We start from the raw sequence: 22691 nt of genomic DNA, 5'->3' as shown, positions 1-22691 counted from the left end.
CCGGAACTTCTTAAGCCTTTCTTAAAGGCCGCACGGGAGAGTGGAAGCAGGCGCCGCTCAGCGCCCTTGCCCCGACCCCGTAGGACTCCATGCCTGGACCAGCCCCAGTTGACCGCGTGACAGAACCCCGGAACCCCGCCGGCACACAGCCGGCTGCGGGCCTGGCGTTCTGGGCCATCCCACAGGCCAGCCACTGGCTGCTGTGGGGCGCGCTGCTGTCGGCGGCAGTTCTCACGCTCGGCCTGACGGCACAGCTTGTGCCCGGTGGCAGCGCGGCCGAACTCGTCGTGGACCAGGACCTCAGCCAGCACCATGCCGGGCTCCTGACCGGGGTGGCCATGGTCCTGAACGTGGTGTTCGGCCCGGCGGCCGGCGTGGTTCTCGTTGCCGCCGTCGCGCTTTACCTCTGGGTGGTCCGCCGGTCGTTAGTGAAGGCTGTCGCGTTCGGCCTCGTCGCCTGCTCCGGCTGGGTGGCCAGTGAGTTCTTTAAGCTCATCATCGCCCGCCAGCGGCCCAACCCGGCCCTGCTGTTCGATCCGCTCTCGCCCGAAACGGGCTCCAACAGCTTCCCAAGCGGGCACGTTTCCTTTGCGGTCGCGCTGGGATTTGCGCTGTACTTCCTGGCCCGCGGAACCCGCTGGGCCAAGGTCACCGCCGTCGCTGCCGTGGTGCTGGCCCTGGTGGTGGCCTGGTCGCGGCTGTATATCGGGGTCCACTATCCCACCGACGTGGCTGCCTCGTTCCTCGCGGCGAGTGCAGCAGTGTTGCTGCTTGCAGGGCTGTGGAACCGTTTCGCTCCGCGCATCCTAAACCGCCTGCCGGCCGCAGCCTCGCCCCGTTTAACCGGTTCAACTGGCTCAACCGGTTCAACCCGATCCACCCGATCCTAAGGGAGTGACCATGCACGGCATTTACGCATCAGGACTCGCCCCCGCACTATCCGCCGCGGCCGGGACCCCGTCCCTCCTTGACCCTGCGAGCCTGCTCGAGGGCCTCGGCCCGGCCGCGCTCGGCGTCATCTCCCTGATGGTGTTCATCGAATCCGGCGTGCTGTTCCCCTTCCTGCCCGGTGATTCGCTGCTCTTCACCGCAGGCCTGCTGCATGAGCAACTGCAGCTGACGCTTCCGGTGCTCATCGGCGTCGTCACCGCCGCTGCGGTGGCCGGCGACCAGATCGGCTACATGATCGGACGCAAGTACGGCCGCCGGTGGTTCAAGGACGCCGCACGGATCCTCAAGACAGCGCACCTGACCACCACGGAGGATTTCTTCCGCCGCCACGGAGGCGCCGCCGTCGTGCTGGCCCGTTTCGTGCCCATGGTCCGGACGTTCGCGCCCCTGAGCGCCGGCATCGCCCGCTATGAGTACAAGTCCTTCACACTCTGGAACATCGCCGGGGCACTGGCCTGGGGCTCGTCCGTGACACTGCTGGGGACCTGGCTGGGCCACTATGAGATCGTCGCCAAGAACATCGACGTCATCGCCGTCGTTATGGTCCTCGCCTCCGTCCTGCCGTGGGGCATCCAGCTCCTGAAACGCCGGCGCCAGAACCGCAGCGGCGTTGCCGAACCCGCAGCCGACCTCAGCGACGACACAGCCGGCGAACTGCCGGCGGAAGGCATGGCACGGGAGAATAGCTGACATGACAACCGCTGACGGCCGGCCGTCCCTGCTCCTGGTGGAGGACGACGGCGTCCTGGGACCGCTGATCGCCGAACTGCTGGAACCGGACTACCGGATCCGGCTGGCCAGCAACGGCCGGGACGGCCTGCACCTGGCGCTGACCCAGGCCTGGGACGTGATGGTGATCGACCGTGGCCTGCCCCTGATGGACGGCATCGCCCTGATCACTGCGCTGAGGTCCAAGGGAGTTTCGACGCCGATCCTGATCCTCACGGCCCTCGGGGCCACGGACGAAAAGGTCAGGGGGCTCGATGCGGGCGCCAATGACTACATGACCAAACCGTTCGACGCCGGTGAACTCGCGGCCCGCCTGCGCGCCCTGACGCGCACCTTCACGCCGGCCACGGCGCCTGTGAGCATCGGAGACTGGGACTTCGATCCGGCGTCGCGTTCCGTGCGCTCTATCTACGGGCAACTGGTGTCCCTCACGGCCAAGGAGGCCGAGCTGCTGGCCGCCCTGGCCGTCGAACCGGGCAGGGTTTTCACCCGGGAAGAACTGCTTGGCGAACATTTCCAGGCCGCCGACCAGCCCGGCCTGATCGACACGTATGTGCACCACCTCCGAAGGAAGATTTCCAAGGCCGTGGTCCGAACGGTCCACGGCGTCGGCTACCAGATCGGCGATGCCCCATGAATCGGATGTCCTCCGCGGCAGGCGAACCGGACCGGGACACGCTCCGGCGGGCCTCGCTCAAAGTCGCTTTACGGATCAGCGCCGCCTGCGCGGTGCTGGTTCTTTGCCTCCTCGCCGCCGCGACCGTCTACCTGATGAACAAGCTGGCGCACCCCGACCTGCCCGGCTCCGTTGCGCACGGGGAGGCGTACACCTATCTCGATTCCAAGGACCTGATCGAGGCGATGATCATCGCCGGGGTGGCGGGGATCGTGCTGGCAGGCGTCGTCGGGTGGCTCAGCGCACGCAGCGCCATCCGGCCGCTGGGGAAAGCGCTGGCCTTGCAGCGGCGGTTCGTCCAGGATGCCAGCCACGAACTGCGCACGCCCCTGGCCATTCTGGACGCGCGCATCCAGCTCGCCCAGCGCGACGCCGTCCCGGACTCCAAACCGGGGCGGGCCCTGGGCAAGATCCGGGAAGATGCGGCCACCCTGACCGGGATCGTCAACGAACTCCTGCTGGCGGCCACCGGGGCCGCACCGGATCCCGCCGCGGAACCGGTGGATCTGGCCGACGTCGCCGGGGCCGTTACTGAAAGCCTGCAGGAACTCGCGGCCCGGGAGGACATCCGTCTCTCCTTCTCCGACGGCGGCCAGCCGCTGGCCCGCATCGACCGGAGCTCCTTGCGGCGGGCCGTGCTCGCCCTGGCGGACAATGCCCTGGCCCACACGCGGTCCGGCGGGAGCATCACCATCAGCACAGGAATCGAGGGCAACCAGGCGGTTGTCTGCGTGGCGGACACGGGATCCGGAATCACAGGCGTGGACCAGGCCCGGATCTTTGACCGATTCGTCAGGACGCCCAGCCCGGATGGAACCCGGGGCCAGCGAAGCTTCGGCATCGGCCTGGCGCTGGTCCGTGAAATCGCCACGGTCGCCGGCGGCACCGTCGAGGTGGCCAGGACCGGGCCCGAGGGTACGACGATGAAACTCAGGCTTCCGCTGGCCCGGCGCTGAGAACAGGCCGCGGTTCCTCGGAGAATAGCCGGTACTAAATCCTCATTGTGGTGGCGGCGCAACTGCGCCACCATGGCCGTATGGATGCTGAAAAAACTACGGCAGCGGAGCTGAACCTTCCCCAGGCTTTCCTCCTACTGGCAACGAACGACAAAGACGGCAAACCTGAAGTGCCGCTGTACGCGCTCAGGACCACTCTGGCGGGGGCCATATTGGCCGAGCTGGACCTAATCGGTGCCATCGAACTACAGGGCAAACGCGTCCGGGCTACCGGCGCCGCCCCGCAAACGGACCTCCAGCACGAGCTGGAGATCATCCGTCACAAATCCCGGCCCCACACGCCCAAGCGGTGGGTCTCCATGCTGGAGGGCCGCGCCGAGGTGCAGCGCGCCTACGAGGGGATGGCGGAACTGGGCATCGTGGAGCATGTCGGCGAAAAGCGCCTGGGTCGGTTCCGGACAGTGCGGTACCCGGAGAAGGACCACGCTCCGGAGGCAGCGCTCCTGAAAAAGATTGAAGCTGCACTCAGCGGGGTGCAGCCGGGTCCGGGGGCGTCCGATTCCAAGGCGCCTGACGCCGGGCCAGTGCTTGACACCGGGACGCCTGACACCGGGACGCCTGACGACGCGAAGCCTGACGCGGGGAAGCCCGAATCCCAAGCTCCCGACGAAAGGACCACAGCGCTGATCGCCCTGCTTCATGCGGCCGGGCTGCTGGGCAAGCTCTTCCCGGCGGCAGACAGAAGCCGCACGGGGGAGCTGGCGAAGGACTACTGGCCGTCCCGCGCGGTGGAGGACGAACTTCGGATGATCAGGCTGGCAGAGGAAGAAGCCGCAACTCTGTGATGCTGAGCGGAATCGCTATGCGGGGGAGTCTCCAGCCTGCGCGGACTCCAGCAGCCCCGCCGCTGGCCCAGCGCCGCAGCGCGATTTCTGCGTCGTCGAACTCCATGAGGGCCAGCCGGCACAGCTCTTGTCGATCACCCGGACCACGGTATGCGGCGGGGGACCGGGTCCTGGAACACGTGGCGCGAAGGCTCTCCCAAGCAGTGCGTGGCGACGACACCGTCACGCGCTACAGCGGAGACGAGTTCGTTGTCCTGATTCCCAGGTTGGAGCACCCGGCGGAACTGGAGGCAGCTGCCGACCGGGTCCGGAGCCGCCTGTCCGATGCCGTCACCACCGCGGGAACCGAGCCCCGGCTGGGCCCGTCCGTTGGCGGTGCGGAAACGGCCGTCCCGGCGGGCGTCGACGCGGCGGAACACCAGGAGTTGACCAAGGCCCTGCTGATCACTGCCGGTCCCTTCATGTACCGGGTGAAGACCGATATGCGGCGGGCCGCCGGCGGTTGACCGGCGCCTGACAAGGAACGACGACGGCGGGAGACTCCCGCCGTCGTCGTGGTGTTGCTTCGTGCTGTGTCTGCTACAGGTTGACCGTCTCCAGGTTGGCCCCGCCGTGGTTCAGGCTGAGTGTGAAGGTGTTGGGTCCGCTGGCGTGGACGGCGATGTTGCTCTTGGGGGTGTTGTGGCGGACCGAGAGGTCGTGGACCAGGGCGTCCAGCTCGCTGTGCATGTTGGAGCGGTCCCAGAGCTTGTGGGTTACAGAGGTGGCAGTTTCAAACGTCATTGTTCAGTGCTTCCATTCATGATCCGGAGGTCCGGCTGCCGCACCGATGCGGAGCCGCCGTGGGGCCAAACCGGGAACGCTCCGGGACCGTTGGCGGCTCTGCGAGCTCACCGGTTTGGCCTCATTGCGTCCACCAGGATGGGTAAAACTGTTGCCGCTGTTCCGCTGCGGACGTGTGGCGTCGCGGTGGTCAGGGCCGGCTCGGCGGGGGTTTGACATCCATGCCTTGCCTTTCCATAGTGCACAGCGCGGCGCGGGAGGCTCAAGCCAGATAGCGATTATTGCGGGTGAGACTCATCACAGCCGTCCGGTGCGACGCCAACGACTACGGCGGCCCATCCGCCGAAGGCCAGCCACACAAGCAGTGAGACCAGTCCGCCCATCTGTTCGACGAAGACGAGTTCAGCCGGCACCCGTCGACCGGCGCACGTGCCGAAGGCCAGCCCGCCGCAGAACGCGGCAACGAATCCGTTGCCCCCCACGGCCAGGGCGGCGGTGTAGGCGAGCAGGCTGAGGGCGAGGACTCCGATGCCGGCGAAATCCACGACGGCGGTCCCGTGCCGGCGGGCCAACGGCAGCAGCCATCCACCCACGGCACCGGAGAGCGCCGCGGCTCCTGGCTATCACCGTCGAGAGGGGCCTCAACGATGGCATCGCCAAACGAGCCGTACGGTTCAGTACACAGCCCGGCCCGTCACGGCGTCAGGGAACTAGGCCCTGTTCTGACCGTGGCTGCGCGGGTCTGAGGAACGGCTTCGTGGTCTTCGAGCCCCCGGTCCTAGAACGGGTACTGCGCGATCTCGGGACGCATGGTGAGCCACTGGACTTCGGTGAAGGCCTCGATGTTCGCCGTGGCACCGCCGAACCGCGAGCCGGTGCCGGAGGCGCCCACACCGCCGAAAGGTGCGTTGGCTTCATCCAGGACGGTTTGTTCGTTGATGTGCACCTTCCCGGAGTGGACCCGGTCGGCGATTGTCATGGCTGCGCCCACGTCGCCAAGGATTCCGACGGAGAGCCCGTATTCGTTGGCGTTGACGAGTTCCACTGCCTCGTCGAGGGTGGAGAACTTGACCACCGGGGCGACCGGGCCAAAGATTTCCTCGGCGAACGCCGGGTTGTCCGGGCTGAGATCCGCCAGCACCGTGGGCCGGTAGAACAGCCCCTCGTGGGTTCCGCCCGCCGCGATCCGGGCGCCGGCCTGGACGGCGTCTTCGACGATCGAGTGGATGCGCCTGAGTTGTGGCTCGTCAATGATCGGCCCCAAGGCCACGGCACCGCTGGCCGGGTCGCCGACCGGGAGATGGGAGGCCTTTTCGCTGAGGGCCGCCACATAGGCGTCGTAGACGGATTCGTGGACAAGGTGCCGGCCGGTCGTCATGCAGATCTGGCCCTGGTGCATAAAGGAGCCGAACGCGCCCGCGGAGGCCGCCTTCGCGACGTCCGCGCCCGGCAGCACGATCAGCGCGTTATTGCCGCCGAGCTCAAGGTGCGCGCGCTTGAGGTGCCGGGCCGCGGCCTCGCCCACCTTGCGGCCCGCCGCCGTCGAACCGGTGAAGGACACCACCCGGACTTCAGGGGCCTCGACGACGGCGGCGCCCGTCTCGGCGCCGCCGGGCAGGAGCGAGAGAACGCCAGCGGGCAGGCCCGCTTCCTCGAAGACCCGCATCAGCGCAACGCCGCCGCACACCGCGGTGCGGGGGTCCGGCTTCAGCAGCACGGCGTTGCCCAGCGCCAGGGCCGGTGCCACCGAACGGATGGACAGGATCAGGGGGAAGTTGAAGGGCGCGATCACGGACACGACGCCGGCGGGGCGCCGCCGCGCGAATGACCAGCGCGCCTCATTGGAGGTCAGGACTTCTCCGGCCGGGTGCGACGGCAGCGCTGCGGCCTCGTAGCATTCGTTGGCCGCGATGTGCGTTTCCAGGGCGGCCTTGGCCGGGATACCGCCGCTTTCGCGGATGATCCAGCGCTGGATTTCCTCGGCATGCTCCTCCCAGAGCTGGCCGGCGCGGCGCAGGATGGCGGCCCGTTCCTCCGGTCGTGTGGCAGCCCACGCGTGCTGGGCTTCGGCGGCCACGGTGGCGGCGCGACCGACATCGGCAGCCGTGGCGACACCGAAACGGCCCAGGACCGTGCCCGTGGCCGGCTCAACGACATCCCGGCTTCCGCCGGATCCTTCGGTCCAGCCGGCGATGTTGATTTTCCCGTCCCAGCGGCCGGAATCGAGGAAGGTGTCGAGAATAACGTCGGAGACAGTCATGATGTCCCTTTCAGTGGGTTGGGTCAGAACGGGGAGACGGTCGTGATGGGGACTTCGATGAGCGTGGGGCCGTCGGAGGCAAGGGCCTTGGTGAAGCAGTCGCGCAGCTTCTCCAGCGACTCGGCACGGTCCGCGTCCACGCCGTAGCCTGCGGCGAGGGAGGCGAAGTCGATCCCGGGCACGTCCAGGCCGGGTGCGTCGAGGGCGTTGAGTTTGGCCGCGAAGCCGCGCAGGGCGCCGTAGGTGCCGTTGTTGAGGATCACGAACACCACGGGGATCCCGTACTGCGCCGCCGTCCACAGTGCAGTAATGCCGTAGTTCGCAGAGCCGTCGCCGATGAAGGCCACCACGCGGCGACCCGGCTCGGCCAGCTGGACTCCGACCGCGGCCGGCATGCCGAACCCGAGGCCGCCGGAGGCCGGGAAGTAATAGCTGCCGGGTTGGCGCATGTCCATCCGGTCCCAGAAGGCCGCGACTGTGGACGTCGTCTCGTTGACGTACACGGCGTCCTCGGGGGCGAGGTCATTGATGAGCTCGAAGACGGCTTCCGGGGCCAGCCCGCCTTCAGCGGGTCCTGGGGCTGCCAGTGCGGAGAGATCCGGCCTCGGGCGCGGCCGCAGCTGCACGCCGCGGTCCTGAACTGCCCCGGCCAGCCTGCGCAGTGCAGGACCGATCGAGGCCACCAGCGCGCGCCCCATCGGTGCCCGGGCAGCCTCTCCCGGATCGCACGTGATCTGCAGGAGGGATGCGCCCGCCGGGAGGTAGTTCCCTGGCTCGTACTGGTGGTAGCGGAACACCGGGGCGCCGACTACCAGGATCAGATCGTGTCCGGCCAGCAGGCGGGTGATGCCGTCGACGGAGGCGGGCAGCACGCCACGGAACGCTGCGTGTGTGGTCGGGAACGGGCAGCGGGGCGCGGACGGTGCCACCCACACCGGGGCGCCGAGGCGCTCGGCGAGCGTGACGGCGTCGGCGTTCCCCCGGGCGGAGTCGACGTCGGGTCCCAGGACCAGGACGGGCTTCTCGGCCGCGTCGAGCGCTGCCACGAGGTCCGCGAGCTGGCCATCGGAAAGCTCGCCGGCGTGTTCGACCACGCGCGCGGCCAGGTGTTCCTCCTCAGGTCCGGTTTCCTGGGCCCAGTCGTCGTAAGGAATGGATACATAGACGGGCCCGGACGGCTCAAGGGCTGCGGTGTGGATGGCCTGGCCGATGGTGCGGACGACGTCGCGGGGCGAGGCCGGCTCCGCGCTCCACTTCACGAGCGGGCGGGGCAGCGAGGCGGCGTCCACATTGGACAGCATCACCTCCTGGCCGATCGTGGCGCGGACCTGCTGGCCTGCGGTGATCACCAGCGGCGTGTGCGAGTACCAGGCATTGGTGAGCGCCCCCATGGCGTTGCCCGATCCCGAGGCCGCGTGCAGGTTGACCAGGGCTGGGCGACGGGTGGCCTGGGCGTAGCCGTCCGCCATCCCGGCCACCACGCCCTCGTGGAGGCCCAGGACATAGCGGAAATCCTCCGGCATGGCGGCGAGGAACGGCAGCTCGTTGGAGCCCGGGTTGCCGAAAATCGTAGTGAGTCCGTGCTGGCGCAGGAGCTGGTAAGTGGCGTCGTTGACTGTGGTCATGGTGAGCTTTCCTATCCCGGGGCTGCTGGTCCTACCAAGCTAGGATCCAAACCCCTATGCCGACAAACAAATAAATCCACCCTTGCTCATAGATGGTCTCTATGATGGGCTGGTGAGTTTAGACCTGAATCTGATCCGTACGTTCCTGAGCATTTATGACCACCGCTCGGTGACCCGCGCCGCGCAGGAACTGTCCCTGACGCAACCCACTGTCAGCCATGCCCTCGGCAGGCTGCGGCGTGCCCTTCACGACCCGCTGTTCGTGCGCGGTCCCGCCGGGTACGAGCCGACGGCGCGCGCCTCGGAACTGGCCGCCGTGTTCCGCAAGTCGGTGCTCGCCGTCGACGAAGCCGTGGACGCGCACCGCGTCTTTGATCCCTCCCAAACCAGCAGGACGTTCCGCCTGTGCCTGACGGACATCGGTGAAAACGCCTTCCTGCCGCGGATCATGAAGCAGTTGGTGGTCCAGGCCCCCGGGGCCAGCCTCGAAGTGGTCCCCATGCAGATCTCCCTGGTCCAAAGCTGGCTTGCCCATGGCGAGATCGACGGCGCCATCGCGAGCGTTCCGCTGGAAGTGTCCGGCCGCCGCACCATCGTGGCCGACGACCGCTACGTTTGTGTGCTGCCACAGGAGGCGGCGGCACCGGAACCGCGCATCGCCTGGAAAGATTTCCTGGCCCTGCAGCATGTCGCCATGGACCCGGCGGCGGGCCACGACCAGGTGGAGCAGGCCATCCGGGCGCAGCAGGTGGACCGGACCATTGCGCTGCGGGTTCCGCATTTCACCGCGCTGGCCGAGGTGGTGGTGGGCTGCGGCATGGTGGCCATCCTGCCGCGGCAGATGGCCACCAGAATGGCGGAGCGGTGGCCCGTTGCCATCCGTGAGCTGCCGTTCGATATGCCCCAGTTCGAGGTGACCCTGTACTGGGATGCCGCTGTCTCCTCCACCGGCGCCGCAGCCTGGTTCCTGGATCTCGTGGCCGAGGCGCTGGTCGAGCCGGGCGCCGAACCGTAGCTCACGGGGGTCCGGAATCCGGGCTCGGGCCTAGACGACGCCCGCAGCCCTGGCGGCCGTCGGGGAGGCGTCCTCCGTAACCTCCGGGGCGCCGGGCTTGACCTTCGGGATGACAGCCACTGCCGCGACGCCGAGCAGCGCCGCTGCCGCGAAGACATAGAAGCTGAAGGGATACGCGATGCCGGCAACCACCAGCAGGCCTGTGATCCATGGACCCGAAATCGCGCCGAGGCGGCCGACGGCGGAGACGAAGCCCATACCGGAGGCGACGATGTGGCGGGGGTACAGGTAGCCGACGAAGCCGTAGACGAGCACCTGGGCGCAGAACACGAAGAAACCGGTGACGAAAACGACGCCGTTGAGCACCACCTGGTTGTCCATCTTGATGCTCAGCAGGGCCAGCAGCACGGCGGCGGCCGCGAACCAGAACATCGTCGTGCCCTTGACTCCGCGGCGGTCGGCGACCCGGCCTCCGACCAGCAGGCCGGCGACGGCGCCGACATTCAGCACTAGGAGCAGGACCAGGGAGTCGGCGACGTTGTATCCGGCGCCCCGCATCAGCTGCGGCAGCCAGGTGTTCAGGCCGTAGACCAGCATGAGGCCCATGAAGGCTGCAACCCAGAGTCCCAGCGTGATGCGCAGATACGGCCGGCGGAGCAGGCTGCCGATTCGGACCGTCGGCGCGGGCGCACCGGCGGTCTTCGAAGCTGCGGCGACAGGGGACGTTTCCGGCAGCTTGGCCCACATAAGGGGGACGGCGAGGAGACCGAGGATGCCGCCCGCGTAGAAGAGCCATTCCCACTGGCGGCCGACCAGCAGGGCGATCAGCGACGCGGCGACGGCGCCGACGTGGTAACCGGTCATGGTCAGGGTGCTGGAGTGCGCTTTGCCATTGCTGGAAGCGGCTTCCTGCATGGCGGTCACGGCGACCGGCATGCAGCCACCCAGGCCAAGGCCGGCGAGGAGCCGCAGGATGCCCATCAGGGCCACATTCGGCATCAACGGGAACATCAGGGTGAAGACGGAGAAGAGTGCCACGCAGATAATCAGGGGCATCCGCCGGCCGAAGCGGTCCGAGATTGGACCGATCAGGGCCGCGCCGATTCCGACGCCGACGAGGGAAATCGTGGCCACGAAAGTGGCCCCGGCCGGGTCAATGCCGGCGTGCTTCGTGTCCAGCAGGGTGGGGATGGAGGCGCCCAAAGCAACGAGGTCGAAACCTTCGAAGACGACAGTGAGCCAACAGAGAATGACGACCCATTTTCGTTGAGTGTGCATAGTGTGAACGTCCTTGGTCTACACAGCCGGACGTGAAAATGTCCGGCGGAAGTTGTTATCACCCCAAGTCTGATGAGACCCCCGCCACAAGTCCAATAGATAAAGATCGCCCATTTCATAGATGGTGTCTATGGGCGGGGAGGACGACGGCGGGAGGTTACCGCCGTCGTCCTCCTTAGTTCCCGCTTCATGCGGGAGTTTTGGAGCCTACCGGTGCTCTCCCGCGGGAGCCGCCGCGGTCAGGGCAGCGAGGGCTCCGGTGTCCACATTCTCCGACGGCCCCTGCAGGTAACGAGACAGGCTGTCATCCATGGCATTGAGCCAGCGCGTGTGGTGCTTCCCAGCCATCGTGCCGGTCATCACCGAGCGGTGCACGTTGTCCCGGTACCCCAGGATGTTGTCCTGTTTGTCGCGCATCCACTGCTTTAAAAGCTCGGAAACGGTGTCCAGGTCGAACTCGGGGTAGTCCGTCTGCGCGATGAGTTCGCGCAGATAATCCGTCTGGTAATCAGCCTCGGCGTCGTGGTCCGCCAGGACGGCCTGCCGCTCCAGCCAGCCCGCGATGTCGGCTGCCCGCCCCGCGGCGTCCGGCAGTTGGATGCGGCCGAGCATCACATCACGGGCGAACCAGGCCTGCGCGTCGAACATATTGAAGGTGTAGTACTGGTCCTGTGCGCCGAGATAGAACAGGTTCGTGTTGTCCTGCCACACGACGCCCTGGTAGAGGTGATCCGGGTAGAGCACGTTGCGCGACTTCAGCGACAGCTCGCTCGGCAGGAACGGATAATTGTGCTGGTAGCCCGTGCACAGGACGACGGCGTGGAAGTCTCCGGTGGTGCCGTCGCTGAAATGCGCCGTGCTGCCCTCGAAACGTGTCACCAGGGGACGTTCCGTCGTGTTCTCGGGCCAGTCGAAGCCCATCGGTGCGCTGCGGTAACTGAACGTTACGGACTTCGCGCCCATTTTGTGTGTCTGCATCCCGATGTCCTCGGCGGAGTAGCTGCTGCCGATCAGCAGGATGTTCTGGCCGGCGAACCGTTCGGCGCCGCGGAAATCGTGGGCATGCAGAACCTCGCCCGGGAAGCCGCCGATGCCTTCGAACTCGGGGACATTGGGGAAGGAAAAGTGGCCGGTGGAGACCACCAGTTTGTCGAAGACGTGGGTCTCGGTGGTCTCGGTGACCAGATCCTCGACGGTTACGGTGAATTCCTGCGCCTCTTCGTCATACGAGACCCAGCGGGCCGCCGTGTTGAAACGCACGTACTTGCGCACGTCGGACTTCGCCACCCGGCCCTTGATGTAATCGAAGAGGACCTCGCGCGGGGGATAGGACGAGATCGCCCGGCCGAAATGCTCGTCGAAGGTGTAGTCCGCGAACTCCAGGCACTCCTTCGGGCCGTTGGACCACAGGTGCCGGTACATGCTGCTGTGCACGGGTTCGCCGAAGGCATCCAGACCGATCCGCCAGCTGTTGTTCCACTGGCCACCCCAGTCGCCCTGCTTTTCGAAGCACATGATCTCCGGGATGCTGGCTCCTGCCTGCCGTGCCGACTCAAACGCCCGTAGCTGTGCCATACCGCTGGGGCCAGCCCCGATGATTCCGACTCGCATTGACATGCCTACTCCTGTTCGTTGGATCTTCTCCATCAGATTCGACGCCCGGAAGGCATATGGTCTTGAGGCATACCTGCCGTACCGCAGGCGGCGCGAGGCGCGCGGCGGGTGACGGCTTCTTCTGTGACACACGGCCGGCGCGTCTGCGCGCCGGGCCTCGATAATCAATCCCTGCGGGCCTGTGCCTGCAGCGGGAGAAAGGGCAATAGGTGTCTGCCGTCAGCAGGAAAGTGGTCCTGCATGGCTGTTCCGAGCGGTCCGCCTACGATCCAATAAGGTCGGCGGGCCTCTTGCATTATGCTCATCCGGGCTGTGGATAAGTCAAAAGGAGATGATGCAGACCGCGGGCGGTGGGCCGCGGGCCTGTGCCTGATCAACCGAATGGTTGACCCGGGGTCAGCCATTGCTCTGCCACGGATCAACCAACTGCGCGATGGCGACGGGGCAGGTGCGCGGGAGAGTGGATCTAAGAGCCTTTCGGCCGCACTTCACCCACTGAAAGAAGAACAAACGTGTTTCTTGCTATCCGCGATATCCGCTTTGCCAAGGGACGGTTCGCCCTGATGGGCGGCGTGGTCGCCCTGATCACCCTGTTGCTCGTCATGCTCTCCGGGCTGACGGCCGGGCTGGGTGACCAGTCGACGTCGGCCATTGACAAACTCGGCGCCGGCAACGGCAGCGGGGTCGCATCCAAAGCGGCGGACAGCATTGTCTTTGGTGCCCCGGGCGCCAATGAGCCGAGGGCCTCCTTTACCGAGAGCGAAATCACCGCCAGGCAGCTCGACGGCTGGAAGAACCGGGCCGGCGTGCAAAACGCCGAGGCCCTGGGCATTAGCCAGACCCGGTTCCAGGCCGTGGCTGCGGATACCGGGACGGGCACCGGCACCACCAATGTCGCCGTCTTCGGCGTCGCACCGGATGGCCAGCTGGCGCCGTCCCGGGTAACGGCCGGTACCGTCGTGATCGGCAAGACCGTCGCCAAAGCGCTGTCCCTGAACACGGGGGACAGGGCCAGCGTCGGCGGGAACGAACTGACCATCAGCGCCGTGGTGGAGGACCAGTGGTACTCCCACACCAGCGTCGTTTGGACCGCGCTTCCCACCTGGTCCACGTTGGCCCACCTGACGGACCCGGAGCAGCTCGGAACCGTCGCCGTCATCACCTACCAGGACGGAGCCTCGGTGGACGAGGCCGCCGCCAACGTCGCAGCCCACACCGTGAGCGCCTCGCGCACCGGATCCTTCCAGTCGCTGGGCTCCTACAAGAGCGAGAACGGCTCCCTGACACTGATGCAGGCTTTCCTCTACGGAATCTCCGCACTGGTCATCGTGGCCTTCCTGACCGTCTGGACCGTCCAGCGGACCCGCGACATCGCGGTCCTGAAAGCCATGGGGGCATCCGGCGGCTACGTCCTGCGCGACGCCATCACCCAGGCCGCGATCGTCCTGCTGGCCGGGGCCGGAGTCGGCGGCGGGATCGGCATCCTCGGCGGTTTCTTCGCAGCCCAGGCAGCCCCGTTCCTGGTCAACCCCGCAACAACACTCCTGCCCATTCTCGGAATCGTCGCCCTGGGCCTGGCAGGGGCGGCACTGGCCGTCCGCCGTGTCACCAAGGTCGACGCGCTCATCGCCCTCGGCGGGAACTAGGCCCTCCGTCGCCGGCCTGCCCGTCCGCAGCCGCGTTACCGATCCGCCCCCAGAACTTTCCCGAAAGGCAGCAACTCCATGTCCTCCACCCCCAGCCCTCTCGACCCCCGGTCCTCCGCCCGGGGCCCCCTGAACCTCGTCAACGTCACGCTCGAATACCCGGACGGGGACGGGACCATCAAAGCCCTGGACGCCGTGAACCTCACCGTGCAGGCGGGCCAGATGGTCTCCCTCGTCGGTCCGTCAGGTTCCGGAAAATCCAGCCTCCTGGCCGCAGCCGCCACCCTGGTCCGCCCCACCCATGGCCTGGTGGTCATCGACGGCACCGACGCCACCGGGCTCGGCGACAAGGACCTCACCATGCTGCGGCGGGAGAAGATCGGCATCATCTTCCAACAGCCCAACCTGCTCGCCTCCCTGACTGCCGCCGAACAGCTCATCATCGGCGACCACCTGCGCGGAAAGTCCGTCAAAGCCGCACGGGCCAAAGCCGCGGAACTGCTCGACGTCGTCGGACTCAGCTCCAGCGCGGGCAAACGCCCGCACCAGCTCTCCGGCGGCCAGCGCCAGCGGGTCAACATCGCCCGGGCCCTCATGGGCGATCCCAAGGTCCTGCTCGTGGACGAACCCACCGCCGCCCTGGACCACGAACGCAGCGACTCCATCGTCCGGCTCCTGCGCCGGGTCACCGACGACTTCAGGGTCGCCACGGTCATGGTGACCCACGACACCGAATTTGTCCCACTGACGGACTCGGTCGCCACCATGCGCGACGGCAAGCTCACCGCCCCCGTACTGACATCGGTCTGAGACGCAACCTCCCCATCGTGTACAACTGAGACCATGACGCGAACCACCATGGCCCGGCTGGCCGGCGGCCGCGAGATCCTCTACTTTGACGACGACGACGACGGCGAGCGGCCCGCAGCATCCCTCGTGGATCACCGCAGGCTGCCCGCCCGCCCGGAACCCGGCGAGTTGCGCTTCGATGCGCTCAGCCGCGAATGGGTTGCCGTCGCCGCGCACCGGCAGGCGCGGACCCACCTGCCGCCGGCGGACCAATGCCCCATCTGCCCGACGACGCCGGCCAACCAAACCGAGATCCCGGCCCCGGACTACGACGTCGCCGTCTTCGAAAACCGATTCCCCTCGCTCGGCCCGGATGTGACCGAACTCCCCGCCGCACCGGGCTGGGGGGACTCGGCCCCCGCCGTCGGCCGCTGCGAAGTGGTGGCTTTTACCCCGCAGCACACCGGGTCCTTCGCTGAACTGGGCTGGCGCCGCACCCGCACGGTGATTGACGCTTGGGCCCACCGGACGGAAGCGCTCAGCGGCCTCCCCGGTATCCAGCAGGTCTTCCCCTTCGAAAACCGGGGCGCCGAAATCGGCGTCACCCTGCACCACCCGCACGGGCAGATCTACGCCTACCCGTACGTGACGCCCCGCGCCGCGGTCCTGGCCGCCGCAGCAGGGCAGTACGCCGCGACGTCCAACGGTACTTCGACCCTCACTTCCGCGCTGCTCCGGAACGAGCGCCGCGACGGCAGACGCATGGTGCTGGAGGGCGAACATTTCAGTGCCTATGTGCCCTTCGCGGCCCGCTGGCCGCTGGAGGTCCACCTCGTCCCGCACCGCGAAGTCCCGGACCTGGCGGCGCTGGACGGGGCCGAGCGGGACGAATTGGCGGAGCTGTACCCCGAACTCCTAAAGCGCTTCGACGCCCTCTACGCGACGCCGACCCCCTACATCGCGGCCTGGCACCAGGCGCCGCTGGAACCAGCCCTGCGCAGGACCGGCCACCTGCACCTGCAGCTGACCTCGCCGCGCCGCGCCGCGGACAAGCTCAAGTACCTGGCCGGCTCCGAGGCCGCCATGGGTGCTTTCATCAACGACACCACCCCCGAATCCGTTGCCGCCCGGCTGCGGGAGGTGGCCAGCGAGGTGACGGCGGGGCGCCTTTCCTGACGTCGGCTACTGCCACACCCGCACATAGTCCACCCTCATGCTGACCCGCTCGCCGAAAAGCCGGGGACCCGCCGAGACGCCCAAATTCAGGATCAGATAGTGGGGGCTGTTTCCATCAACCGTGGGATAGGAGTGAACGAGCCGGCCGTCGTAGTAGATGTCGTTGGCTCCGGCCTTCCGGTGCAAACCGTAGGTGTGGTAGGCCCCGGCCCAGCAGGCGTCAATCGTCCGCTTTTTCCTGCCCTCCGCTGAGTGATACACGCTCCACATATCACCGGCAAGGGGCTCCGCTATGTCGATTTCCCCGGTACGGGGATACCGCTGCCCCACGGTCCACCACGCTGGCCAGTTGGGGATCCCGCTGCTGCAGGTTCCCGGGAAGTAGATCCGTGCTTCGATGTAGCCGCTGCTGAACTCGAAGCCCGCATGGCCGGGAGCGCCGTCCTCGGGATTGGTGGAGAGAAGTGCGCCGGACTGGGCATCGGTGAGCTGGAGAACTGCTTCGCCATTGGCAACCTTAACGTTGCTCGAACAGGTCTTGACGTTGTTCATCACCGATTTGGGATCGCAATCATTGAACCAGTAGGGAGTCCAGACTGCTGTGTTCAGGGTGTCGAAGTCATCGTCGAAAACCAGATGCGACGCGCCGTCGACGCCGGGCGGCACCGTGTGCGTCGAGCCCAGGACCGGCGTGACTGTCAGCGAATCCGTTCCAGCGGGATTGCCGGAGGAGGCGTCGCCGGAAGTGTCTGCCCCAGTGTCAGGAGCAGGGGCTTCCGCCTGCATGCCAGCCCCGCGATCGGAGGACGGCGACTCCGCCGCCATGCCGGCTCCCGAGGCGCCGGAGGCCGCGGGATCGGCTGCGGCAGATTCTGTAATAGGTGCACTCCCTGCCAGCCCGGCCAGGATGAGAAAGCAACACAGCCCCTGCAACGAGCGGCCCTTCATGGAAAAGCCACGCCTCGGGTCGGGGCCAGGACCGGATGCTGCCGATGCTGTGGTCCCCTTTCGGCCGGTGCCCACCCCGTGGCACCGGGCGCTGTGGCTGGTTGCACGATGGTCCTTCCGTTTACGACTCGGCAGGCGGCCTGATCCTCTTCTTGCGCTCAGGCGATAGGCGGGTTTGCCGCAGGTCAGGAGTACCGGCTACTCGCCTGTTGGCTTCCTACTCTCGTGTCGGCGTCCCGGATTACTTGATAAGCGCCAGCCACCGAAGCTGGACATTGTTCCGAGCCCACAACCCACCAAACTGCTAGGCTCCAGCTATCGGCACCGTCCGGCGACGGCAGCTGGTGCAACAGCGGGGTTGCGAGTGAGGGAGACGCCATGACGGTTGCCGAAATCCAGGTTGACCAGCGGGTGATCGGGATCGACTCCCGCCGGTTCGCTTCCGTGGAGAAGGCGCTGGTGGAGCTCATCACCAACAGCGACGACAGCTACGCCCGGCTGGAGAAAACCGGGGCGCCCGTGACCGGCAGCATCCACGTCGGCTACGAGCGGCACTACACCGGTGCCGTGCTCATGGTGACTGACCAGGCGGAGGGCATGTCCTTCGAAGAGGCCGCCCGCATCCTCACCTACGGCGGCGCGCACAGCCCGCTCTCCCGCGGCGAGGGCAACGGCCGTGGATACTTCGGTCGCGGACTCAAGCAGGCAATCTTCGGCCTGGGTCACGGCTGGATCGAGACCATCAGGGACAGCCGGTTCACCCGCATCGACGTCTTCCGCGGCGAGAACGGCGGCTACCTCTACGACGACGGCGAGGAGGACCGCCGTGCGTTTCCCGCCGACTACGCCCGCCTCGGCATTCCCGCGGGCGTCGCCGAGAGCGGCACCCGGGTGACCATCGTCGTCGATAATCCCCACGTCACGATCACCCAGCACGCAACCCTGCTGCAGTCCCTCTCGGACAACATCTATCTGCGTGACGTGCTGGACCGCCGGACGGTGGAGCTGGTGCCTGGCCGGGGCGGCGGACAGCATGGAACCGGGCACGACGCCAGCGAGTTGATCCGCTTCCAGGAGCCCCCGGCCATGCTGCTCCTCGGCCCGGAGCACCCCGGCAGCTTTAGCCACGAGGGACAGGAGCATCCATTTACCCTCACGCTGAAGCGGGCGAAGGATGTGGAGCTGACGCTCAAGGGCGACGAACGCACCAACGGCCTGGTGGTCCTGTCCGGGATGGCGGCGCTCGACTGCACGCTGTTCGAGTACGAGAACCAGGTGGGAACGGAGTATCTGTTCGGCACTGTCCGCTGCGCTGCGCTGACCGAGATGCTGGGCCTCGGCAAGGCGGTCATCAGCGACGAGCGGGAAGGGCTGAACTTCAAGGATCCGTTTGTGGCAGCGTTCTCCCAGGCCGTCAGCGCCATGATCGGCAGCGCGGTGCGGGACGAGAAGGAGAAGGTCGCGCACCTGGAACGGGCCACCACCTCCGGCCGCACCGCCGAGATGATCGAGCGCCTGCTGCAGCACATGAGTGAGGCGGCCGTGGTGGACCTGGGCATCGAGTCCTCCCCGGAAGCCGCCGGCCGGATCCCGGCCGAGGAGGAACCACCGGCCGCCCTGCGGTTCACCACCCCGTTCTACTACCGGAAGCCGGGGCACCCGTTCCACGTCGCCCTGCTGGTCGATGCAGGCCAGTTGCCCGACGGCGAACAGCTCACCTTCGAACTCGTTCTGCCCGAGTCGATGCGGATTGAACCTGAGCCTGTTCCCGTTCCGGTCGGTTCGTTGGACGGCACCCAGCGGATCGAGTGGACGGTCACGGGGGACGCCGCGGGGGAGCGGGGTGAGATCACCGTCCGGGCCGGCGCCTACTGGGCATGGTGTGAGATCGTGGTTGCCGAGCACGCGTCCCACCGCAGCGAAAGCCAGCCCCCGCACCCTGCGGTTGTTCGACCCGCCGGCCACCCCGCTGAGCACCCCGCGGCGCACCGGGTTCCCCGGGACCACGGTATGGATCTGTTCATCGGCTACGAATTCCGGAACCTGCACAACAGCGCGGACCGGGCCCTCTACAGCGCCGCGGAACGCAAGGTCATCATCAACACCGGCGCACCGACCGTGAGGCTCTATGTCGACGGCCGCGGGCGCTTCCGAGACTCAGCGCGGCTGCTGCTCGCCGAACTCTTTATGGACGTGATCTCGGACGAACTGGCCCGGCGGCGCATCGGTCAGCACGGGCATGGGGGCGAGCTTGAGGCTTTCCACAGCGCCAAGCAGGACATCATCCGGCGCTATGGCAGCGACATCCACTTGTCGTTCCTGAGCTGAAACACGCTTCCGAGGTGGCGTCGTGATGCGGTGCCGCGCCCCGGCACTGGCGCATGGCCGCCAGGCTACCGCTGCAGCGGCAGGTACAGAACCGTGTAGATGCCCAGGCCGGCGAGTACCACAACGCTGCCGGCAATCGCCGCCGTCCCCCGGATGTTCGCGGTCATCACCGCCCCGCCGATACCGCTGGCGTGGTGGTGGTAGCGGCGCCGCTGCGTGAGGGCGATGCCCAGGGCGACCAGGAGTGAAGCCGCCACAAGGGTGCCGGCAAACCAGCCGTGGTGGGGCACCCAGCGCAAGAAGATGCAGGCCGCCGTGACCAGCGTGAAGGAGGTCCGCCGCCACGCGAGGTCCGTGCGCTCGGGCTGGAGCCCCGGGTCGTTATGAACAGCAGCGGGCCTGGTCTTCGCCACGGCTAGGCCGACCGCCCGATCACAAAGACAATCAGCACGGCCGCAACGAGGGCGCCGCCGACGGCCAGGACCGGAGCGAGCAGGGGCGCCGGGAGCGGAGCCTGGCGCCGCATGGCCCGTTCCACATTGAGCCAGCGGAAGAACGAACCGCCGCCCGTCACCAGCCCCAGCAGAAGCAAGAGCACGGAGACGGTCTTGCGGAGTTCCGGGTCGAACAGTTCCGCGGTGAAGGCCTCGACCGCGATGCCGCCGGCGACCATCGCCAGCGAGGTCCGGATCCAGGCCAGGAACGTGCGCTCGTTGGCGAGCGTGAACCGGGGATCCGGGTCGGTCCCGCCGGCCAGTGCCCGAGACAAGATCCCACGACGACTCCGGCCGGTGCCCGAAACCTCCCCGGCAGCCTCAGACCCGGTGCCGGTCGCGGCCGGGGGTGCGCCGCCCGGTGCCTGGCCGACGTTGTGGGACGTGTCGTGTGCCTCTTCGTGTGCGGTCATGATGCTTTCAGGATGTCACTCGACGAGAGAATTCCACATTTTTCTGCCACCGCTGCGTCGTTCTCAGTTGTTCACGGCCGCATACAGGTTCAGGCTGGCCGAGAACACAAGCCACGAGACGTAGGGCAGCATCAGCAAACCGGCGGTCCTGCTGATGGGCCCGAAGCTGAGGACGGCAAGGGTTGCCGTCACGGCGTGGCCCCCAATGACGAGAAGGGCCAGCCACAGGGCAGCGGTTTCCAGCATCGGGTACAGGCCAAAGAACGTAAACGGCCACGCCAGATTCAACAGCAGCAGGGCGCCATAGGCCCGGAGCGCCGGCCGCCGGTCGACGCGCCGCTGCCGCCACACGAGCCACACCGCTACGGCCATGGCTGCATAGAGCACCAGCCACACGGAGCCGAAGATCCATCCCGGCGGGGTCCATGGGGCCTTGTCAGCGACGGCGTACCAGCCGTCCCCGTTCATCCGGATCGGCAGGGAGCCCAACAGCGACACGCACCAGGACACCGCCAGGAAGCCGAGCAAGGCTGCGCTTTGCCGCCGCCACGGCCGGTCAACCGGCAGCGCGGGGCGCGGGAGACTGGCGTCAACGTTCGCAGGCACTGACTTACTGTGGTCAATCGGCGCCCATACGTCAAACCCCGACGGCGGGACCTGCCGCCGTCGCCGTCGTCCGCGGCGCAAAATGGATGGCGCCGCGCCAAATGCCCAGCGCTACGCGAATGCCCGCAGCGAGGGCGCAATTGCGCAGCGCAGGGTGATTTGCGCAGCGACAGCGCGTTGGCGACGGCGTCACCTGCCGCCCCTGCCCTCGGTGGAATCCGTCTGTCAGGCCTCCGGCACCCGCAGCACCTCGACTGAAGCCAGGAGGTACGGCACCGGATCAGGGTCCGTTCCCGCGGCCCACCGCATCCACGCTTCAAATGTCGCGGCGAGATAGGCCGCACACAGGTAGCAGGCCGTCTCGTCCGGAACCCCGAGATCAACAAGATAGAGCCGAGCCCTCTCGCGCTGGGGCGCCAGGGAATCATAGCTCCGGCTGGCCAGTTCGGGATGCTCCGCGATCAGGCGCAGCCGCCCCCGCGACACCGAAAGATCGGGAATTGCCGCCACACCGGCGATGGCCGCGGCACGCAATCCCGCCATGAGGCCGTCGCCGCCCTCGCGACCGTCCCCGGCCACTTCGAGGGCGAGCCCAGAGGCCTGGATCACCGGTTCCATGCCGCCCCAGATGAGATCGGCCTTGCTGGAGAAATACCGGTACAGGCTCTTACGCCCAATCCCGGCCTCGCGGGCAATGTCCTCCATCGAGGTCCGTTCGTAGCCGTTTTCGGCGAACAGCCGCAGCGCGAGCCTGGCGATGGCGTCCGGATCGATGGTCACGGGACGCCCGGGGGAACGCATGCCGGGGGGCTTGGGGTCTTGCGAAGGCATCCCACCAGTATTCACCCTTTCATAATGACACAGCGTGTCATAAGGAGGGAGATGTCAGCACTGGGAAACACTCGGAAGGACATCATGGGCAACGAAGCTTCATGGCAGGAATCCATCACCTCGGGCCGCTTCGCCGGCAGGACAGTTATCGTCACGGGCGCCGGCTCGGGCATCGGGCTGGCCACGGCCCTGCGCATTGCCAAGGAGGGCGGCAAGGTCATCGCCGCCGACATCAGCGCCGAGCGGCTGGACGAGCTGGTCGCCGGGAACAGCGGCCTGGACCTGGTTCCCATCGCCGGTGACATCGCTGATGAGGCAACCATCGCCGCCGTCGTCGCCTCCGAGGCCGGCCTCCGGGGTTCGGCCGCCGGTGCCGCGTACACCGCGTCCAAGCACGCCGTCATCGGACTGACCAGGAACTCCTCGGTGATGTACGGGCCGAAGGGCCTGCGTTTCAACGCCGTGGTCCCCGGTGCCACCATCACCAACATCGAAGCCACGTGGGGTTCCCAGCTGGCAGCCGAGCGGCTCGGCCCGCTGATGGACGCGAACATCCCGGCCCCCGCCACCGCGGCGCAGCTGGCGGCCTCGATCACCTTCCTGCTCAGCGACGACGGCACCAACGTCAACGGCGCGATCCTCGCCTCCGACGGCGGCTGGTCCGCGATCTAACAGCACGCCGGCACAACGCAAGAGGACGACGGCGGGAGCTCCCGCCGTCGTCCTCT

The 22691-nt window shown here is 67.3% G+C and carries 23 protein-coding genes; 12 read left to right on the top strand and 11 right to left on the bottom strand.

Annotation, left to right across the window (positions count from 1 at the left end; all coding sequences use genetic code 11):
• Nucleotides 1-116: 116 nt before the first annotated feature.
• The 6 genes from ACZY0Y_RS10515 to ACZY0Y_RS10490 all read left to right on the top strand — a co-directional run bounded on the left by ACZY0Y_RS10515 (nt 117) and on the right by ACZY0Y_RS10490 (nt 4663).
• Nucleotides 117-890, top strand: a complete 774-nt coding sequence (locus tag ACZY0Y_RS10515) for a phosphatase PAP2 family protein (RefSeq protein ID WP_463957877.1) — start codon at nt 117-119, stop codon at nt 888-890.
• Between the two features lie 10 nt (nt 891-900).
• Nucleotides 901-1641, top strand: coding sequence for a DedA family protein (locus ACZY0Y_RS10510; RefSeq protein ID WP_463957875.1), 741 nt, complete (start codon nt 901-903; stop codon nt 1639-1641).
• Between the two features lies 1 nt (nt 1642).
• Entirely contained in the window at nt 1643-2317 is a 675-nt protein-coding gene (locus tag ACZY0Y_RS10505; RefSeq protein WP_463957873.1) for a response regulator transcription factor, read from the top strand.
• Between the two features lie 5 nt (nt 2318-2322).
• Nucleotides 2323-3312, top strand: a complete 990-nt coding sequence (locus tag ACZY0Y_RS10500) for a sensor histidine kinase (RefSeq protein ID WP_463882280.1) — start codon at nt 2323-2325, stop codon at nt 3310-3312.
• Between the two features lie 80 nt (nt 3313-3392).
• A complete protein-coding gene (locus ACZY0Y_RS10495; RefSeq protein WP_463882283.1) occupies nt 3393-4157 on the top strand; it encodes a GOLPH3/VPS74 family protein in 765 nt (254 codons plus the stop codon).
• Complete coding sequence (locus ACZY0Y_RS10490; RefSeq protein ID WP_463957887.1) at nt 4157-4663, top strand: GGDEF domain-containing protein; 507 nt, start codon at nt 4157-4159, stop codon at nt 4661-4663. Before ACZY0Y_RS10495 ends, ACZY0Y_RS10490 begins: the two co-directional genes overlap by 1 nt.
• A 73-nt stretch (nt 4664-4736) precedes the next feature.
• On the opposite strand, the gene ACZY0Y_RS10485 is transcribed toward ACZY0Y_RS10490, so the two are convergent.
• The 4 genes from ACZY0Y_RS10485 to mdlC all read right to left on the bottom strand — a co-directional run bounded on the left by ACZY0Y_RS10485 (nt 4737) and on the right by mdlC (nt 8825).
• Nucleotides 4737-4940 carry a hypothetical protein gene (locus ACZY0Y_RS10485; protein WP_463882285.1) on the bottom strand — a complete coding sequence of 68 codons (204 nt, stop codon included), beginning with the start codon at nt 4938-4940 and terminating at the stop codon, nt 4737-4739.
• Nucleotides 4941-5218: 278 nt separating this feature from the next.
• On the bottom strand, nt 5219-5533 hold the full coding sequence (locus tag ACZY0Y_RS10480; RefSeq protein WP_463957872.1) for a hypothetical protein: 315 nt from the start codon (nt 5531-5533) through the stop codon (nt 5219-5221).
• Nucleotides 5534-5718: 185 nt separating this feature from the next.
• Nucleotides 5719-7200, bottom strand: coding sequence for a benzaldehyde dehydrogenase (locus tag ACZY0Y_RS10475; protein WP_463957870.1), 1482 nt, complete (start codon nt 7198-7200; stop codon nt 5719-5721).
• Nucleotides 7201-7223: 23 nt separating this feature from the next.
• Nucleotides 7224-8825 carry a benzoylformate decarboxylase gene (gene mdlC, locus ACZY0Y_RS10470; protein WP_463957868.1) on the bottom strand — a complete coding sequence of 534 codons (1602 nt, stop codon included), beginning with the start codon at nt 8823-8825 and terminating at the stop codon, nt 7224-7226.
• Nucleotides 8826-8937: 112 nt separating this feature from the next.
• On the opposite strand from mdlC, the gene ACZY0Y_RS10465 reads away from it, so the two are divergent.
• Nucleotides 8938-9840 (top strand): LysR family transcriptional regulator, encoded by a 903-nt coding sequence (locus tag ACZY0Y_RS10465; protein WP_463957866.1) that lies wholly within the window; start codon nt 8938-8940, stop codon nt 9838-9840.
• A gap of 30 nt (nt 9841-9870) precedes the next feature.
• Here ACZY0Y_RS10465 and ACZY0Y_RS10460 read toward each other — a convergent pair whose 3' ends face one another.
• Together ACZY0Y_RS10460 and ACZY0Y_RS10455 are read right to left on the bottom strand one after the other, a co-directional pair.
• Entirely contained in the window at nt 9871-11118 is a 1248-nt protein-coding gene (locus ACZY0Y_RS10460; protein ID WP_463957864.1) for an MFS transporter, read from the bottom strand.
• Nucleotides 11119-11325: 207 nt separating this feature from the next.
• Nucleotides 11326-12735 (bottom strand): trimethylamine monooxygenase, encoded by a 1410-nt coding sequence (locus ACZY0Y_RS10455; RefSeq protein WP_463957862.1) that lies wholly within the window; start codon nt 12733-12735, stop codon nt 11326-11328.
• 509 nt (nt 12736-13244) lie between these two features.
• Here ACZY0Y_RS10455 and ACZY0Y_RS10450 point away from each other — a divergent pair.
• The 3 genes from ACZY0Y_RS10450 (at nt 13245) to galT (ending at nt 16343) form a co-directional block, all read left to right on the top strand.
• A complete protein-coding gene (locus ACZY0Y_RS10450; protein WP_463957860.1) occupies nt 13245-14378 on the top strand; it encodes an ABC transporter permease in 1134 nt (377 codons plus the stop codon).
• A gap of 78 nt (nt 14379-14456) precedes the next feature.
• A complete protein-coding gene (locus tag ACZY0Y_RS10445) occupies nt 14457-15188 on the top strand; it encodes an ABC transporter ATP-binding protein (protein ID WP_463957858.1) in 732 nt (243 codons plus the stop codon).
• Between the two features lie 33 nt (nt 15189-15221).
• On the top strand, nt 15222-16343 hold the full coding sequence (gene galT / locus ACZY0Y_RS10440; RefSeq protein ID WP_463957856.1) for a galactose-1-phosphate uridylyltransferase: 1122 nt from the start codon (nt 15222-15224) through the stop codon (nt 16341-16343).
• A gap of 6 nt (nt 16344-16349) precedes the next feature.
• Here the strand turns inward: galT and ACZY0Y_RS10435 are convergent, their stop codons facing one another.
• Nucleotides 16350-17168, bottom strand: coding sequence for a glycoside hydrolase family 16 protein (locus ACZY0Y_RS10435; RefSeq protein WP_463957854.1), 819 nt, complete (start codon nt 17166-17168; stop codon nt 16350-16352).
• 501 nt (nt 17169-17669) lie between these two features.
• Here ACZY0Y_RS10435 and ACZY0Y_RS10430 point away from each other — a divergent pair.
• Nucleotides 17670-19619 carry an ATP-binding protein gene (locus ACZY0Y_RS10430; protein WP_463957852.1) on the top strand — a complete coding sequence of 650 codons (1950 nt, stop codon included), beginning with the start codon at nt 17670-17672 and terminating at the stop codon, nt 19617-19619.
• 65 nt (nt 19620-19684) lie between these two features.
• Here ACZY0Y_RS10430 and ACZY0Y_RS10425 read toward each other — a convergent pair whose 3' ends face one another.
• The 4 genes from ACZY0Y_RS10425 to ACZY0Y_RS10410 all read right to left on the bottom strand — a co-directional run bounded on the left by ACZY0Y_RS10425 (nt 19685) and on the right by ACZY0Y_RS10410 (nt 21963).
• Nucleotides 19685-20032: a DUF202 domain-containing protein gene (locus tag ACZY0Y_RS10425; protein WP_160663634.1), complete on the bottom strand. Its 348-nt coding sequence runs from the start codon at nt 20030-20032 to the stop codon at nt 19685-19687.
• A gap of 2 nt (nt 20033-20034) precedes the next feature.
• On the bottom strand, nt 20035-20526 hold the full coding sequence (locus ACZY0Y_RS10420; protein ID WP_463882309.1) for a YidH family protein: 492 nt from the start codon (nt 20524-20526) through the stop codon (nt 20035-20037).
• A gap of 63 nt (nt 20527-20589) precedes the next feature.
• On the bottom strand, nt 20590-21132 hold the full coding sequence (locus tag ACZY0Y_RS10415) for a TspO/MBR family protein (RefSeq protein ID WP_463882311.1): 543 nt from the start codon (nt 21130-21132) through the stop codon (nt 20590-20592).
• A 225-nt stretch (nt 21133-21357) separates the two neighbouring features.
• On the bottom strand, nt 21358-21963 hold the full coding sequence (locus ACZY0Y_RS10410; RefSeq protein WP_463957850.1) for a TetR/AcrR family transcriptional regulator: 606 nt from the start codon (nt 21961-21963) through the stop codon (nt 21358-21360).
• Between the two features lie 84 nt (nt 21964-22047).
• On the opposite strand from ACZY0Y_RS10410, the gene ACZY0Y_RS10405 reads away from it, so the two are divergent.
• A complete protein-coding gene (locus ACZY0Y_RS10405; RefSeq protein ID WP_463957885.1) occupies nt 22048-22635 on the top strand; it encodes an SDR family NAD(P)-dependent oxidoreductase in 588 nt (195 codons plus the stop codon).
• Nucleotides 22636-22691 lie beyond the last annotated feature (56 nt).

The sequence above is a fragment of the Pseudarthrobacter kochi genome (assembly GCF_055412805.1).
This window is presented reverse-complemented; position numbering and strand designations above follow the sequence as displayed.